Here is a 14,410-nt window from a genome sequence, read left to right on the forward strand (position 1 = left end):
CTGGTAGTGCGGCATTCCTGCACGTTAACAATGAAGCATTGCGCATTTTGATGAACAAAGCCTTTCGCACTGAGTGCGCGCAGCCTCTTCAGGCTTGCCTTATGGGAACCCGGTCAGACGTCCGGGAACGCGAACGGCTATAAAAACCCTCCGGGTCAAGTCGCTTTCCAGTTGCCGCTGGAGTACTGGGCTGACTTTGATCCCAGCACCTTGAAGATCCGGAATTGCCTCCTGTTCACGCCATGAATCTGACGCGGGCAGGGATTTTCGGGTAAGGCCTTTCCACCCGTTTGCATCTTCACGTTTTGCAAAAACGGGTGATTCAAGCACAACGCCTGCTCAACGTGGCGCTCAAAAACCGGCAGTTCAGCCACGCGCAACGGGTTGCCTGAACCAAGAAAAACTGCCTGTGGACTTGGCCGCTTTCGACTTGCCCGAGTTTTATCAGATCGCATGCTCAGCACCAATAGCTTGGCGAGGTGGAACATGACACTTGAGCACAGCTACCGAGCTGCCACATGATCCGCAACTTTAAAAGTCGGCTACCGCTTGGCGGCCGTTTTTTTTTAAACAGCAAAGTAATGAATGAATAACCGTAAAAACCACGACTCATAAAACCTTCAGCATTGCCAGTCACTAGAATAGAAAGCTGAAACCTGAAAATTCAAATTTAATAAGTTGTGTTATCAGTTTTCTTGGTTCGCGTTAGTGTGTCAATTGCGTTATTGAAAAAATTATTTTATCCTGATGAGCAGCATCACATACACTGCAAATTCATGATTAGTTTGGACTCGTCAATACGAGATCACTGAAATCATGATTGGTGAAGAATTCTGAATTTCTTTTTGTTAACCGGTCATGCATTTTCTGGAGTACTGCATGTTGTTCAAATTTATTAAATCAAAAATACTGGCAGTCGTCAGTGCTGGCGTCTCATTGGCTTTGGTTGCTGGCCAAGCCAGTGCTGCTTCCGGGGACGTATTAAAACCAGACGATTTCGTCGGAATCAGCTTCTGGCTTATTTCCATGGCGCTGGTTGCCGCAACGGTATTTTTCTTTTTAGAGCGTGACAGGGTCTCACCTAAGTGGAAAACATCACTTACGGTGTCTGGCCTGGTGACATTGGTTGCAGCAGTCCATTATTTTTACATGCGGGAAGTATGGGTGACCACAGGCTCAACGCCCACGGTGTTTCGCTACATCGATTGGTTAATCACAGTACCGTTGTTGATGATCGAGTTTTACCTGATCTTGTCAGCCATTGCCAAAGTGCCAGTTGGTGTTTTTTGGCGTCTGATGGTCGGCACACTGGTCATGTTGGTGGGTGGTTATTTGGGTGAAGCCGGTTATCTCAATACATGGATTGCCTTTGTCATCGGCATGGTAGGCTGGGCATATATTTTGTATGAAATTTTTGCTGGAGAAGCCAGCAAGATTAATGCTAAAAGTGCGCCTCCTTCTGTGCAATCTGCATTCAAGACCATGCGCTTGATCGTGACCTTTGGTTGGGCAATTTATCCGCTTGGCTACTTCTTTGGTTATCTAACCGGCAGCAGTCCGGAAAATAGTGTCAATGCCTTGAATATCATTTATAACTTGGCAGACGTGCTTAATAAAATTGCATTCGGTTTGATTATCTGGCAAGTTGCAGTAAGCGAAACCGAAAGTTCAAAGAAGTAATTGATGTGCCGGTCCCGGTTGACAGGCTTTTCATCAATATGAAAAGCCTGTCAAGAAAAATGAATACTTGCAGCTTTTTAATCTGGATCAATCATGCAAACTTGTATTGCAGTCCATCCAGCATTGGTGCCGGACCCACTTTTGCCTTTACTGATTGCAGTTGAGGAAATAATGCTTGGATCCATCAAATCCAAAGCAACTAATCTTTCAAAAGAAAAAAGGGGCGGTTCAAACGCTGCCGCCTACCATTTAAGTGCAGGGGGACAACGCGTCAGAGCAAAGATAGCCCTTCATGCAGGGCTTGCAGTGGGTTTGAGCACGGCAAATGCAATTGCTATTGCGGCAACTGTGGAACTGCTGCACAACGCGTCGTTAATACACGATGACATCCAGGATCGCGATGAGGTTCGGCGTGGTCAGCAAGCCGTGTGGGTTCGTTTCGGAGCGAATACGGCTATTTGCGCTGGAGATTTGCTGTTGTCCGCAGCCTACATGACGCTTTGTCAACTTGATGACTCACGGGCGTTGGCAAACATGATTTTACTGGTGCACGAACGTGTGGCCATGGCAATAGAAGGGCAAAGCGCTGACTTGACGGCTGGCAGGTCAACATTCGACGATGACGCAACAGCATTATTGCGATACCAGCAAATTGCAATGGCAAAGTCGGGTGCCTTGCTCGGCTTGCCCCTTGAACTGGTACTTCTGGCAGCAGGCCATCAAGACTACTTGCCGCAAGCCTTGCACGCAACCGAGGCTTTTGCGGTCGGCTATCAAATAGCGGATGATTTGCACGACTTCCAAGCCGATGTCTTCTCTGGCACTACAAAAAACGTATACAACATTATTTCGATTTTTAAAGAGACAAATTCCCTGGACGAATCTTTGAAGAAAGCAAGAATGATCGGGCTTGAAAAAATTGATCTTGCGATTGTGCTGGCGAAGCGTTTGCCGTACAACATTGGAGAATGTCTGGGGGACTACGCCCATCAGCTTCGCAATGTGTTGCTCGGCCTTAAATCAGAGGCAATGATCGGTGCCAACTGACAGCTTGAGATCTGATTTGCCAGCCGACACCAAGTGTCAAAATAGTGTTTCGACGGCAACTCGCGCAGCGGTTGTCGTCGGTGCAGGGTTTGGCGGCCTCGCCGCAGCAATACGTCTTGTAGCACGCGGTGTGAATACAACGGTGGTTGACCGGCTTGACAAGCCCGGTGGACGGGCTGCCGAGTTTGTTCGTCATGCTGAAGGGCTGACTTTTCGCTATGACGCCGGACCCACAGTGCTCACCGCACCTGTGCTGTTCAAGGAATTGTTCGCATTGCTAGGTGAGCGGCTTGAGGACCATGTCGAACTCATGCCTGTCAAGCCTTGGTATCAAATGCAATTTGCCGATGGTTCGCACTTGGACTACGGCGGCACGACTGAGCAAATTCAGGCAGAGATTGCCAAGTTTTCCCAAGCCGATGCCGCGGCTTATCCAGCCTATCTGGAGCACTCTAAAAAGCTTTTTGAAAAAGGTTATGAAGAACTGGGCACGCAGGCATTTTTAGGCTGGCGCGCCATGGCCAAGGCGCTGCCTGCCATGGCGAGATTACGAGCAGACCGCTCGGTTTACGCCCTGACGGCACGCTACTTCAAGCATGCTCACATTCGCAAAGCGTTCAGTATTCAGCCACTCCTGGTTGGCGGCAACCCGTTCGACACCACCAGTATTTACAGTTTGATTCACTACCTTGAACGCAAATGGGGCGTGTGGTTTGTTCGCGGTGGCATGGCAAGACTGGTTGACGCACTGGTAGCGCTTGCCACACGCCATGGCGTGCAGTTTTTATGGAACGCCGAAGTGGCGGCTATTGAGGTGAGCAGTGGCTTGGCGAGTTGCATACGCCTGCATGATGGCCGCACGGTTCATGCCGACACGGTGGTTTGTAATGCCGACCCAGGCTATGTGCTGACCCACTTGCTCCCCAGCCCTTACAAAAAAGTCGATGCCATAGACCGTAAACAATACTCCATGAGTTTGTTTGTCTGGTATTTCAGCACTGACGTTACCTACCCCGACGTTGCACACCACACAATTTTGTTTGGCCAAACCTACCGCGAGGTGCTCCACAAAATTTTTAACACGCTTGAATTGCCGGAAGATTTGAGCATCTACCTCCATCGTCCCAGTGCAACAGACCCCGCTTGCGCACCTACGGGCCATGACAGCTTTTATGCCTTGGTGCCTGTGCCCAACTTGCGGGGCAATATTGTTTGGGAAGACGTTGCAGAGACATTCAAGGCAGCACTGCAAGCCACCTTGGCGCAGCGCGCACTTCCGCATCTCGAACAGCACATCGTTGATGATTTTTACGTGACGCCCGAGTACTTTTCAAAAGAGTTGTTGTCGCCGTGGGGCGCGGGGTTTTCCATCACACCGACACTGATGCAGTCTGCGGGATTTCGCTTTCCCAACCGGTCAAAATCCATTCCGAATCTTTATTTTGTCGGCGCAGGCACCCATCCGGGTGCCGGCGTTCCCGGTGTCATGACTTCTGCCAAAGTGGTGGAGCGGTTGATGTTTGGATCTGTGCAATGACACCGCAAAACGTGATGGATCTGCATGCCAAATCTTTCTCATGGGCTGCCCGGTTTTTATTGCCCGAGGCGCGACGTGACGCCGCGCAACTCTATGCGTTTGCCCGATTGGCAGATGACCTGGCCGATGAAGAGGCACTGGGTCCGTGGGCCGAACGCATGGAACAGTTACAAGCCCTGGAAGGCAATGTGCTGGATCCCGGTGCTGGCAGCGAGCTGGGGCATCAAGTCGGCAAGATGCTGCTTTCAAAGAGGGTTGACGCCGAGGTGATTCGCAATTTCATGGACTGCCTGGTTCAAGACGCCAGCCCACGCTGTATTCAGACAACAGAAGAACTTTTACGATTTGCGTATGGCGCTGCAGGCACGGTGGGGCAAATGATGTGTCCCATTTTGGGCGCTGCCAGCAAAGGGCAACCGTATGCTACGGCTTTAGGCGTGGCAATGCAGCTGACCAATATTGCACGCGACGTGGTGGAAGACGCCGCGCGCGGGCGCTGCTACATCCCCTCGCAGTGGGGCGTGAACGCAGAAACGTTACGCGCACCAAAAAATCCGGCGCAAGCCCTCCAGAGCTTTTCGGCTATTCAAAAGCTGCTGAACCTGGCGGATGACTTCTACGCCTATTCACAACAAGGGCTGGGGTACATACCTTCTGGCAATCGGCGGGCTATCCGCGTCGCAGCGGCCCTGTACCGAGGCATTGGACAAAAGATTTTGACCGGTGGTGCAAACCGTTACTGGCTTGGCAGAGCATCGCTTGGAAGGTTAGAGAAAATAAGGTTGATCCTGGCTTGCTATGCAGGCGCAGATCAGTTTCCCAGCGCCGCGGTGAGAGATGTGGTGGGCCACGACTTGAAGCACCTGGCGCTGGTTCCGGGTTTTCCGGCCAACGTCTGACGGCCTCTCTGTGGCGTATGACATCGTCATTGTGGGAGGTGGCCTGAGTGGTTTGGCGCTGGCTGCTGAACTGGCGCAAGCTGAGTTTTCAATGCTGCGGGTGCTGGTGCTGGAACAGCGTAAAAGCTATGTTCGTGACCGTACATGGAGTTACTGGAAAACGCCGCACAGCGCCGCACATCGGTTTAGCCACTTGGAGCGACAGCAATGGAGCCAATGGTGTGTGCGGCAAGCCACAAGCACTCATCAAAAAGCGTCACCCACTGTCACAAAAGGCGGTGATGACGGCAAAGTGACATGCTATTGCACGCTCGATGGCGATGCCTTTTATTCAGCGGCGCAACACGTCATTTCGCAAAGCGGTCATGTTGAGTTGCGGTTGGGCACATCGGTGCGGCAAATAGTGGGTGGAGACACACCGAGCGTAGAAACCAGCGACGGCGAAGTGATACAGGCTGCATGGGTATTCGATGCCCGGCCGCCTGTAAAAACCATCGCGAACGGGTTGGTTCAACAATTTTCAGGGCATGAGATAACAACCAATAGCGATGTGTTCGACCCAAAAATGGTGGAGTTAATGCATTTTCAACCCAGCACCGACGGATTGCACTTTTTTTATGTGCTGCCCTACAGCCCGCGCAACGCCTTGATCGAGACAACCTGGATTTCCCCAGCCTCCTTCAAGCCGGATTTCGATGCTGAATTGCAGCAATTTATTGCAAGCTGTGTTGGATCGGCTGCCTATGAAGTGGTGTACCAGGAAAAAGGCTCGCTGAACCTGAACCAGACCCTGGCAAAAAATGCATTGCATGTAGCCTCTCTGGGCCGAGCCGCCGGGACCTTGCGCGCTTCAACCGGATACGCATTTTTAGAGACGCTGGCGCATGCAGTGCAAACAGCAACATCACTCAAAAGCCATGCCAGCATCGGCGATCTGAAAAATTGGATACCTGCGCCATTCAAGCGCGAGGCGCTGGACGAGTGGATGGACACGGTTTTTCTGACAGTGCTGGAGCGTGACTGGAGTCGAAGTTCATGGTACTTCATGCAACTTTTTGAGAAGCTTGATGCCGAGACGATGGTTGCGTTTTTAAGTGGCAATGCAAGTTGGCGGCAACGTTTGCTAGTGACCCGTGCACTGCCAACCCTGCCTTTTTCGGCGCAGGCGTTGTCATTGTTATTTAAGCATGCATCGAAATTATCGGGAGTCTCGCATTGATGCCCTCCCCGGTATTTTCCAAGCCCCCGCTTGTCCAGGTTGTGCTGACGGTGCTGGCCCTACTGGCTTTGGCAGCGATGCGTTACCTGGACCAAAACTTTGCGCGATCTGGGCTATGGCTGTTTGTGGGCCTGACCTTGACGGCGGGCTTTTTCCACGGTGCTCTCGATATCGTCTTGATGCAGCGCGAATTTACCGGCGCACGCCGCCTGGCTGGCGCTTTGGTTGCATATGTTGGAGCGGTCCTGCTGCTTGCCTTGGTTTGCGCACAAAGTGGCTGGTTGATGGTGCTGATATTGCTGGCCATGTCGGTTTGGCATTTTGGCGAACCGTATGGCCGATGGGGAATCGGCACGTCGAAACAAGGTGCGTGGGCGCAACGCGTGATGGCAGGCGGCGCACCTGTGATGCTGCCCGCACTGCTGTCGGTCCAAGCGCTGCAAGATGTTCTGCCAATGGCTGTTGGCCTGGACGCACCGTTGGCGTGGACGATCTGGCAAACCCTGGCCTGGCTGTGGCTGGGCCTGTGCGGATTGAGTCTTGCCGTATTACGCCAGGGGCTGTTTCGCAAACCGCTCTGGGCAGAAGTCGCCGGGGTTTTTGTACTCAATCTGGCGCTGTCACCGCTCATGGCTTTTTCAGTTTACTTTGGTGTACTTCACAGCGGTGCACACATTTTCAGGGTTGCCGCAAGGTACCGCCACGGCGCAGCAATCGAAAATGCAAACGGGATAAATATCAAGCTTGATGAACGCATCGGCAGGTCTATCGCCATCACCAGCCTGGCCACACTGCTGCTGCTGCTAACACTGGCCTGGTACCTGCAAAGTGCATCTATCGCTGCCGCTGAACCCCATAGTCTGCTCAACGGGTTGCTGATTGCGCTTACCGCAGTCACGCTACCGCACCTGGTGCTGGTCAGCCGCAACGCCCATTGGCTGACTGCGCAATCGTCTGCCTGATCAACCAAGGCATGACTCATGGTGTTCAGAGGCCTGATCAACAATTGTCGATGGCTGCGCTCATTCCTTCAGCATTTGATGACGCTACTTCCGAAACTTAAAACTGGTATTTTTCCGCACCCTGAAACGTGACGGGTTGGCACGAAGCGGCTGCACGTCCGACAAACTTCAACGTCAATGCGCGACGCCTGTTACTTCACTGCAGGCGCTGCAAAAGGTCTGGTGTCGGATAGCCGTCCGCCGGCAGCCCCAGGCTGCGCTGGTAGTTGCGAATGCCGTCGCGTGTGGCCGGGCCCATCACGCCGTCAGGCGTGCCGCTGTTAAAGCCGCGCGCATTCAGCGCCGTCTGCAGTGCCTGCAACTGGCTGCGCGCCATTGCCGGCATATCGCGCGGCCAGGGGGTCTGCACCGCAGGGCCGCCGGCGACTTGTTGCGCCAGCAGGCTGACGGCGAGCGCATAGCTGGTCGAGTTGTTGTAGCGCAGGATCGTGCGAAAGTTGGCGCCGACCAAAAAAGCCGGCCCGCGCGCACCGGCCGGGAGCATGACCGAGCTGTCGTTCAGTGCAGGCAATGGCGTGCGGTCCATCGATTGCACGCCTTCGTTGGCCCAGGCTGACGCGGGCTGCCGCACCCCGTCGTCGGCGCGCGCATAGTCGAAACCGGGCGGCAATGTCACCTCCAGCCCCCACGGCTGACCCGCCTTCCAGCCAGAGCTGGCCAGGAAGTTGGCGGTTGACGCCATCACATCGGGAATGCTTCCCCAGATGTCGCGCCGACCATCGCCATCGGCATCGACCGCATACGCCAGAAAGTTTGACGGCAAAAACTGCGTCTGGCCCATCGCGCCTGCCCATGACCCGATCATTTGCGCACGGTCAATGTCGCGGTTCTGCAAAATTTTCAAGGCGGCGAGCAACTGGCCCCGCGCCCACGCCTCGCGCCGGCCCTCGAAGCCAAGCGTCGCCAGGGCGTCGATGGTGGGAATGTCGCCGACGAAGCCGCCGTAATTGCTCTCCATCCCCCAGATCGCGACAATTGTTTCTGTCGACACACCGTAGCGCGCTGTCAGGGCATCGCTTTGGGGGCGCAGTTGAAGCAGCTTGTCCTGACCACGGGTGACTCGCTGCGGCGACACCGCACTGTCAAGGTAGTCCCACACCGTGCGGGTGAACTCCGGCTGCGACTGGTCCAGCTTGATCACACGCGGCACCAGGCGCACGCTGTCAAAGGCGCTGTGAAGCGTGGCCTCTTCGATGCCGGCTGCACGGGCAAAGGTGCTGAATTCGGCCACCCATTGGGCAAACTTCTGGTTCTCTGTTGGTTCGGTGGGTTCGGTTTGCGTCGCTGTGGCGGCGGCCGTCGAAGGGGCTGTCAGTGTTGGGGGGACTGAAGGCGTGGAAGCGCAACCCGCCATCGCAAAGATGGCCAGCAGGGCAGGCGCCAGCCTGTTGTGGCTTCGCGCAAGAAATCGGAATGGTATTTGCATTCCTGTCATTCTCGCTGCTGGATAAAGCCAGCTTGATTTCAAGGCCACAGCGCGCATGGCCTTGCTCCGTGCACGCCCGTACAGGCCGGCGGGTCGGCCCGCGATGCCGTTCCGCTGCGAGAGCCAATGCGACTGCTGCGCCCTTGTGATGACCTCCTGCAGGCGGGTCGACGCCGGGATTGTGTCGTGCGCCGCCTGCACCTTGCACCGCTGGACGAGTAATTTGGCGCGTCCTGACCAATGGCGCGCAGTGTGACTTCGGCCGTTCCAGAAGGAAAGCGCCGGCTTGAGGCACACTGTCGCCCTTGAAAAGTCATTCCCCGGTTTTTACACATGTTCCGTACCCTGGTTTTTTCACTGACGGTGCTCGTCAGCACTTCTGTTCTGGCGGGCACCGACTGCCCGCAGCACTTTGCCGCTGGCCAGCCGCCGGTCGTCACCAACCCCAAGTTCCAGCCGCGCACGCAGCCACTCTGCTTTCGGGCGTTTGCCGTGCTGCATTCGGGCTTGAGCCGCACGCCGCTGTATTCGGCCGAATACCTGACGCGCAAAAACTTGAAAAATGCGGCCAAGCTGTCGCGCAAGGATTCCTTTCATTCTGAAGACGCCTTGCCGGAACGCGACCGCGCTGAACTCAGCGACTACGAACGCTCGGGCTACGACCGGGGCCACATGGCGCCGAACGCCGACTTTGCCAACCGCAAGGCGCAGGCCGAGTCGTTTTCGCTGGCCAACATGGTGCCGCAGGTGCATGAGAGCAATGCCGGCGTCTGGGCCGGCATCGAGAGTGCAGCGCGCCAGCTGGCCATTGCCGAAGGCGATATTTATGTCATCTCCGGCCCGGCCTTCATTGGCAGCAATCTGAAGAAAATCGGCAATGTGCTGGTGCCCACGCACGTCTGGAAGGTGATTTACAGCCCGACACAGCAGCGCGCCGGGGCCTACCTGATCACCAACGACAACACCCGTGACTATGCAGTGGTCTCGGTTTCGAAACTGGAAAAGATGGTTGGCCTGAGCCTGCTGCCCGGCCTGCCGCAAAACGTTCGCGATGCCGGCATGGCGCTGCCCAAGCCCGAGCCCCGCCAGGACCGCAGAAAGAAAACCAGGCCGCAAGACGAATTTACACTGCGCGATTTCACCAGCCTGTTGATGGATGCCTTGACCCGCGCAATCAAACATTGAGGAAAAACGCAATGAACCACTTCAAACCCTATGCCAACGAAAGCGATGTGATCCGCATTGGCGCGCTGGAAATCGAGAACCGCACCGACCGCGTCTCACTCACCGGTGACGTGGTGCTGAGCCGGGACCAGGCCGGCCTCGCCTTGGCCAAAGAACTGCATACGCTGCTCGGCCAGGTCGTCAAGGCGCTGCAGGCGGAAGAAAAGCTCCCCCAAACCATTGAGGTCATGCCAGCGCAGGTTGTCAAAAACCCATTTTGAACGGCTTGCAACCGGACACGAATGCGATCTTGAAAGCCGATATTTTGGCGTTACCTTCACTCGGAACGCAGGTTCAATCCATTTTTTGAAAGCCGCACCATGAACCGCCCCTTGACCCGCGTGCCTGCCGCCCTGCAGGCAAAATTCAACGCCATCGCCCAAGCCACCGATGTGTTTTCCAACCAGCACCTGAAACATGAATGCCGGAAGCGCATCTGTTTGGCGAAGGACGGCGCATGAGCAAGAAAACCCTGCGCGCCGCGCTTGACCAAGCCCTGCTGCACGGCGCCGCCATGAGCGCTGCGCTGTGCACGGAAGTGCTGATGGACGCCGCTGGCGAACTGCAGACGTCGCTGCGCGAAGACGGCGACGACGCCTTGATTGCCCTGGTGGTTGAAGACAAGGAGGTTGCCATGCTGCTGATCGACAAGGCCGGCGTACGCTACCAAAACGAGGCCGCTCTTGGGCAGTTGCAGCAGATGTGGCGCCAGCACTACGCGACCAACATGCAAACCGTTCTGCCCTTGTTTGTAGACGACCTGCACCAGGGCATGCTGGCTGTCGCCGGGGTGCAATGGGTGCCTGCAACACCAGCCTGAAATACTATTAATTTAATAGCTGTTAACGCCCGTCCTGATTGCGCTGGAGGCTATTTTGGTTGAAATTTTTATGGCTGTTCATGTCGCTTTTCAGATCAACGCGCATGGCAAGTGTCGGTGCAGCCCTGCCTAGCCCGGCGTGCGCAAAGCCTGCCCCGCCGCAGGGCTGGCTGCCACGCTAGGCTCGAAGCGTTGCAGGACGTGGCAAGTCATGCCCTTGGCCAATTCTTCCTCGCCCAGAAAAACCGTTCCAATACCGTCATTGCGCAGCAGCTGCAACTCGTCCTCGCTGTGGGTGCGCAGCACGATTTCGATGGACGGGTTCAGTGCGCGGGCGGTGTCCACCATCTGGCGGACGTCCAGGGTGTCGGGCGTGGCCACCACCAGCATGGCGGCGTTGGCAATGTGCGCCTGGATCAGCACCGCCGGCTCGGCCGCATTGCCTGACACGGCGGCCATGCCCTGGCGGCGCAGGTCCTCGACCAGTTCCCGGTTCTGCTCGGCCACCACGAAGGGAATGCCGCGCCCCTGCAGCGCACCGGCAATGCGCCGCCCCACCCGGCCATAGCCCACCAGCACGACCTGCCCGTGCAGGAATTCGTCGTCGGTGCTGACCGGCAGCTCGGCATAAGGGTCGCCGCGCTGCTCCAGGCGTCGCGCCAGGTCGGAGTGCTCGAGCAGCCAGCGCTGCAATGGCGCAATGCCGGCGAACAGCAGCGGGTTGAGCGCTATCGAAATCAGTGCGCCCGCCAGCACCAGGCTCATGCCCTCGGCCGGCAGCAGGCCCAGCGACATGCCCAGGCCAGCCAAAATGAACGAGAACTCACCAATCTGCGCCAGGCTGGCGGCAACGGTCAGCGCGGTGTTGAGCGAATAGCGAAAAGCCAGCACCAGCACCAGCGCGGCCAGCGACTTGCCAACGATGATGATGGCCACCACGCCCAGCACGTGGACCGGTTCCTGCATCAGGATGGCCGGCTCGAACAGCATGCCGACCGACACAAAGAACAGCACCGAAAACGCATCGCGCAAGGGCAGCGATTCATGCGCCGCGCGGTGGCTGAACTCGGACTCGCGCATCACCATGCCGGCAAAAAAGGCGCCCAGCGCAAACGACACATTGAACAAGGCCGACGCGCCGTAGGCAATGCCGATGGCCGACGACACAACGGCCAGCGTGAACAGTTCGCGCGAGCCGGTGCCCGCCACCTGCCAGAGCATCCACGGCAGCGCACGCCGGCCGACGATCAGCATCAAGGCGATGAACGCCGACACGCCCAGCAGCGTCTGCCCGATGGTGCGCCACAGCGGCGCAGCGCCTTCGGCAACGGCCGCGCCGCCAAGCACGCCGGCCAGCGGCGGCAGCAGCACCAGCACCAGCACCGTGGCCAGGTCTTCGACCACCAGCCAGCCCACAGCAATGCGGCCGTTCATGGTGTCCAGCACGCCGCGCGCTTCGAGTGCCTTGAGCAGCACGACGGTGCTGGCGCACGACAGCGACAGCCCGAAGATCAGCCCGGCGCCCCAGCTCCAGTCCCAGCACCAGGCCATGCCCATGCCGAGCAGCGTGGCCAGCGTCATCTGCACCACCGCGCCGGGAACGGCAATGCGCCTGACCGCCATCAGGTCGCTCAGCGAAAAATGCAGCCCGACACCGAACATCAGCAGCATGACGCCGATTTCCGAGAGTTGCGAGGCGATCTGCACGTCGGCGACAAAGCCTGGCGTCGCCGGGCCGATGACGATGCCGGCGAGCAGGTAGCCGACCAGCGCCGGCACCTTCAGGCACTCGGCGATAAAGCCCAGGATCAGCGCCATGCCGAAGCCGGCGGTGATCGTGGTGATGAGGGGGATGTTGTGTTCCATGCGGTCGGGTGGGTTCCGATTTCAGTGGCCGGGTGCCGGTAGGACATGCCGGAGTTCTTCGGCTGTGAGCGGCTCGGCGGACAGGCGCAGATGGTCAATCACCTCGGCGGTGACTTCCGACGCATCGCCACGCCGCGCCTGCAGGCGTTCGCGCAGCACCTGCGGCGGCGCCTGGCAGTCGATGATCGAAAACGGCACGTCCAGTTCGCCGGCCAGCGCCAGTGCCTGTGCCCGCTCGGCGCGGTGCAGGAAAGCGGCGTCGAGAATGACCGGCCAGCCCGCCTTCAGCGCCGCCCGTGCCCGACTGAACAGCGCCGCATAGGTGCGGGCCGTGACCTCCGGCTGGTACAGGTCCAGCCCGCTGGCGCGCGAATCGGCGAGCATGTCCAAGCCAAACAGGCGCTTGCGCTCCACATCCGAGCGCAGCCGGATGGCGCCCTCGCACTCAAGCAGCTTTTGTGACGCAAATGTCTTGCCCGAGCCCGGCAGGCCGTGGGTGACGAACAACCGGGGCTGGCCGGGCTGCGTCAGCGCCAGCGCGGTGTCCAGGTAACGGCGCGCAGCAGCTGCAGGGCCCGGGCCGTTCAGCTGTTCGACCTGTGCCCGCACCAGGGCGCGGTACAGCATCGAAAAGCGCAGCGCCGGCAGGCCGGCATGGTCGCCGGTGCCGTCCAGCCAGCGGTTGAGCAGCCGCCAGGCCAAGTCGGCCCGGCCACACGCCATGAAGTCCATCACCGCAAAGGCGATGTCGTCCAGCACATCGATCCAGCGCAGCGCCGGGTCAAACTCGATGCCGTCGAACGCCGCCACGCTGCCCGGCAGGCTGACCACGTTGTTCAAGTGCAAATCGCCGTGGCATTCGCGCACCCGGCCGGCATGGCGGCGCTCAGTCCACAGCGCTTGCAGCGTGGACGCTTCGGATTCGATCCAGTCGCGCAGCTTCGCCTGTTCGGCCGGTTGGGCCGCTGCCAGCGCGCCCTTGAGTGCTGCCCTCGCTGCCATGTGGCGTGTTGGGGCACTGGCGAAGGGCGTTGCGGGCGCGGCCGGCGCCTGGGTGTTGTGAAAATCGGCCAGCAGGTCGGCCAGAGCGTCCACGTCGAGGTGCGACAACGTTCCGGCTGCGAGTTGTTCGGCAAACAGCGCGCCTTTTGGAAAACGGCGCATATGTACCGCATATTCCAGCGCCGGGCCGCTGCCGTCCAGCTGCGGCGCTTGCGGGGTGCCGGTGATGCGCGCCAGGCACAGGTACAGCGAAGGCGCGAGCCGGCGGTTCAGCCGCAGTTCCTCTTCGCAAAAATGCCGGCGTGCCTGCAGCGCGCTGTAATCGACAAACGGCAAGCGCACCGATTTCTTGATCTTGTAGGCGCTGTCGCCGGCCAGCAGCACCCAGGAGATGTGGGTTTCGATCAGGTCGGCGCCCAGACTGCTGGCCAAGGTGCCGACCAGGACACGGGCCTGGTCAAGTAAATGGGTGTTGCGCATGGCCTGAAAGTTAGCACATGCGAACGACCGAATACATTCTGGAGCGGCGCATTTAGTTGCTAAGAATCGCCGTGCGCGTGGATTGTGCGTGCTCCTACGCTGGTATGCGCGTTTTCCGACAGGGGCTGCAAGCGCTGCCATGGGAATCTCTTCTTGTCCGGAAAATGCCGGTTCATGACAGCAATCAC

14 protein-coding genes are annotated in these 14,410 nt (G+C 57.9%); 10 read left to right on the plus strand and 4 right to left on the minus strand.

The window, feature by feature from the left end; translation table 11 throughout:
• Positions 1 to 155: 155 nt before the first annotated feature.
• Positions 156 to 374 (minus strand): hypothetical protein, encoded by a 219-nt coding sequence (locus tag H4V98_RS05510; RefSeq protein WP_280757328.1) that lies wholly within the window; start codon positions 372 to 374, stop codon positions 156 to 158.
• 505 nt (positions 375 to 879) lie between these two features.
• On the opposite strand from H4V98_RS05510, the gene H4V98_RS05515 reads away from it, so the two are divergent.
• From H4V98_RS05515 to H4V98_RS05540, 6 genes are all read left to right on the plus strand, one after another.
• Positions 880 to 1,680, plus strand: coding sequence for a bacteriorhodopsin-like (locus H4V98_RS05515; RefSeq protein WP_196862946.1), 801 nt, complete (start codon positions 880 to 882; stop codon positions 1,678 to 1,680).
• 93 nt (positions 1,681 to 1,773) lie between these two features.
• Positions 1,774 to 2,727 carry a polyprenyl synthetase family protein gene (locus H4V98_RS05520; RefSeq protein WP_196862947.1) on the plus strand — a complete coding sequence of 318 codons (954 nt, stop codon included), beginning with the start codon at positions 1,774 to 1,776 and terminating at the stop codon, positions 2,725 to 2,727.
• 16 nt (positions 2,728 to 2,743) lie between these two features.
• A complete protein-coding gene (crtI, locus tag H4V98_RS05525) occupies positions 2,744 to 4,264 on the plus strand; it encodes a phytoene desaturase family protein (protein ID WP_196862948.1) in 1,521 nt (506 codons plus the stop codon).
• A gap of 14 nt (positions 4,265 to 4,278) precedes the next feature.
• Entirely contained in the window at positions 4,279 to 5,163 is an 885-nt protein-coding gene (locus H4V98_RS05530) for a phytoene/squalene synthase family protein (protein WP_280757329.1), read from the plus strand.
• 10 nt (positions 5,164 to 5,173) lie between these two features.
• Entirely contained in the window at positions 5,174 to 6,382 is a 1,209-nt protein-coding gene (locus H4V98_RS05535) for a lycopene cyclase family protein (RefSeq protein WP_196862950.1), read from the plus strand.
• Positions 6,382 to 7,344, plus strand: coding sequence for a Brp/Blh family beta-carotene 15,15'-dioxygenase (locus H4V98_RS05540; protein ID WP_231374684.1), 963 nt, complete (start codon positions 6,382 to 6,384; stop codon positions 7,342 to 7,344). The genes H4V98_RS05535 and H4V98_RS05540 overlap by 1 nt, the downstream gene beginning before the upstream one ends.
• A gap of 196 nt (positions 7,345 to 7,540) precedes the next feature.
• Here the strand turns inward: H4V98_RS05540 and H4V98_RS05545 are convergent, their stop codons facing one another.
• Positions 7,541 to 8,839 carry a lytic murein transglycosylase gene (locus H4V98_RS05545; RefSeq protein ID WP_231374672.1) on the minus strand — a complete coding sequence of 433 codons (1,299 nt, stop codon included), beginning with the start codon at positions 8,837 to 8,839 and terminating at the stop codon, positions 7,541 to 7,543.
• Positions 8,840 to 9,163: 324 nt separating this feature from the next.
• Here H4V98_RS05545 and H4V98_RS05550 point away from each other — a divergent pair, with 324 nt between their 5' ends.
• The 4 genes from H4V98_RS05550 (at position 9,164) to H4V98_RS05565 (ending at position 10,874) form a co-directional block, all read left to right on the plus strand.
• On the plus strand, positions 9,164 to 10,015 hold the full coding sequence (locus H4V98_RS05550) for a DNA/RNA non-specific endonuclease (RefSeq protein WP_196862952.1): 852 nt from the start codon (positions 9,164 to 9,166) through the stop codon (positions 10,013 to 10,015).
• Between the two features lie 11 nt (positions 10,016 to 10,026).
• Complete coding sequence (locus tag H4V98_RS05555; RefSeq protein WP_196862953.1) at positions 10,027 to 10,275, plus strand: hypothetical protein; 249 nt, start codon at positions 10,027 to 10,029, stop codon at positions 10,273 to 10,275.
• Positions 10,276 to 10,374: 99 nt separating this feature from the next.
• The gene (locus H4V98_RS05560) at positions 10,375 to 10,515 is read left to right on the plus strand and encodes a hypothetical protein (protein ID WP_196862954.1); all 141 of its coding nucleotides are present in this window, start codon (positions 10,375 to 10,377) and stop codon (positions 10,513 to 10,515) included.
• Positions 10,512 to 10,874, plus strand: coding sequence for a hypothetical protein (locus tag H4V98_RS05565; RefSeq protein WP_196862955.1), 363 nt, complete (start codon positions 10,512 to 10,514; stop codon positions 10,872 to 10,874). Before H4V98_RS05560 ends, H4V98_RS05565 begins: the two co-directional genes overlap by 4 nt.
• 129 nt (positions 10,875 to 11,003) lie before the next feature.
• On the opposite strand, the gene ybaL is transcribed toward H4V98_RS05565, so the two are convergent.
• The gene (gene ybaL, locus H4V98_RS05570) at positions 11,004 to 12,740 is read right to left on the minus strand and encodes a YbaL family putative K(+) efflux transporter (protein WP_196862956.1); all 1,737 of its coding nucleotides are present in this window, start codon (positions 12,738 to 12,740) and stop codon (positions 11,004 to 11,006) included.
• Positions 12,741 to 12,761: 21 nt separating this feature from the next.
• The gene (locus tag H4V98_RS05575; protein ID WP_280757330.1) at positions 12,762 to 14,222 is read right to left on the minus strand and encodes a bifunctional aminoglycoside phosphotransferase/ATP-binding protein; all 1,461 of its coding nucleotides are present in this window, start codon (positions 14,220 to 14,222) and stop codon (positions 12,762 to 12,764) included.
• Positions 14,223 to 14,410: the final 188 nt, after the last annotated feature.

This window comes from Polaromonas sp. CG_23.6 (genome assembly GCF_029892315.1).
Taxonomy (GTDB): Bacteria; Pseudomonadota; Gammaproteobacteria; order Burkholderiales; family Burkholderiaceae_C; genus Polaromonas.

Bases quoted from the DNA above. Each gene is read 5' to 3' on its own strand.
- H4V98_RS05515 (WP_196862946.1), top strand. From the start codon at position 880: ATGTTGTTCAAATTTATTAAATCAAAAATACTGGCAGTCGTCAGTGCT.
- H4V98_RS05520 (WP_196862947.1), top strand. From the start codon at position 1,774: ATGCAAACTTGTATTGCAGTCCATCCAGCATTGGTGCCGGACCCACTT.
- H4V98_RS05530 (WP_280757329.1), top strand. From the start codon at position 4,279: ATGGATCTGCATGCCAAATCTTTCTCATGGGCTGCCCGGTTTTTATTG.
- H4V98_RS05540 (WP_231374684.1), top strand. From the start codon at position 6,382: ATGCCCTCCCCGGTATTTTCCAAGCCCCCGCTTGTCCAGGTTGTGCTG.
- H4V98_RS05545 (WP_231374672.1), bottom strand. From the start codon at position 8,839: ATGACAGGAATGCAAATACCATTCCGATTTCTTGCGCGAAGCCACAAC.
- H4V98_RS05550 (WP_196862952.1), top strand. From the start codon at position 9,164: ATGTTCCGTACCCTGGTTTTTTCACTGACGGTGCTCGTCAGCACTTCT.
- H4V98_RS05555 (WP_196862953.1), top strand. From the start codon at position 10,027: ATGAACCACTTCAAACCCTATGCCAACGAAAGCGATGTGATCCGCATT.
- H4V98_RS05560 (WP_196862954.1), top strand. From the start codon at position 10,375: ATGAACCGCCCCTTGACCCGCGTGCCTGCCGCCCTGCAGGCAAAATTC.
- H4V98_RS05565 (WP_196862955.1), top strand. From the start codon at position 10,512: ATGAGCAAGAAAACCCTGCGCGCCGCGCTTGACCAAGCCCTGCTGCAC.
- ybaL (WP_196862956.1), bottom strand. From the start codon at position 12,740: ATGGAACACAACATCCCCCTCATCACCACGATCACCGCCGGCTTCGGC.
- H4V98_RS05575 (WP_280757330.1), bottom strand. From the start codon at position 14,222: ATGCGCAACACCCATTTACTTGACCAGGCCCGTGTCCTGGTCGGCACC.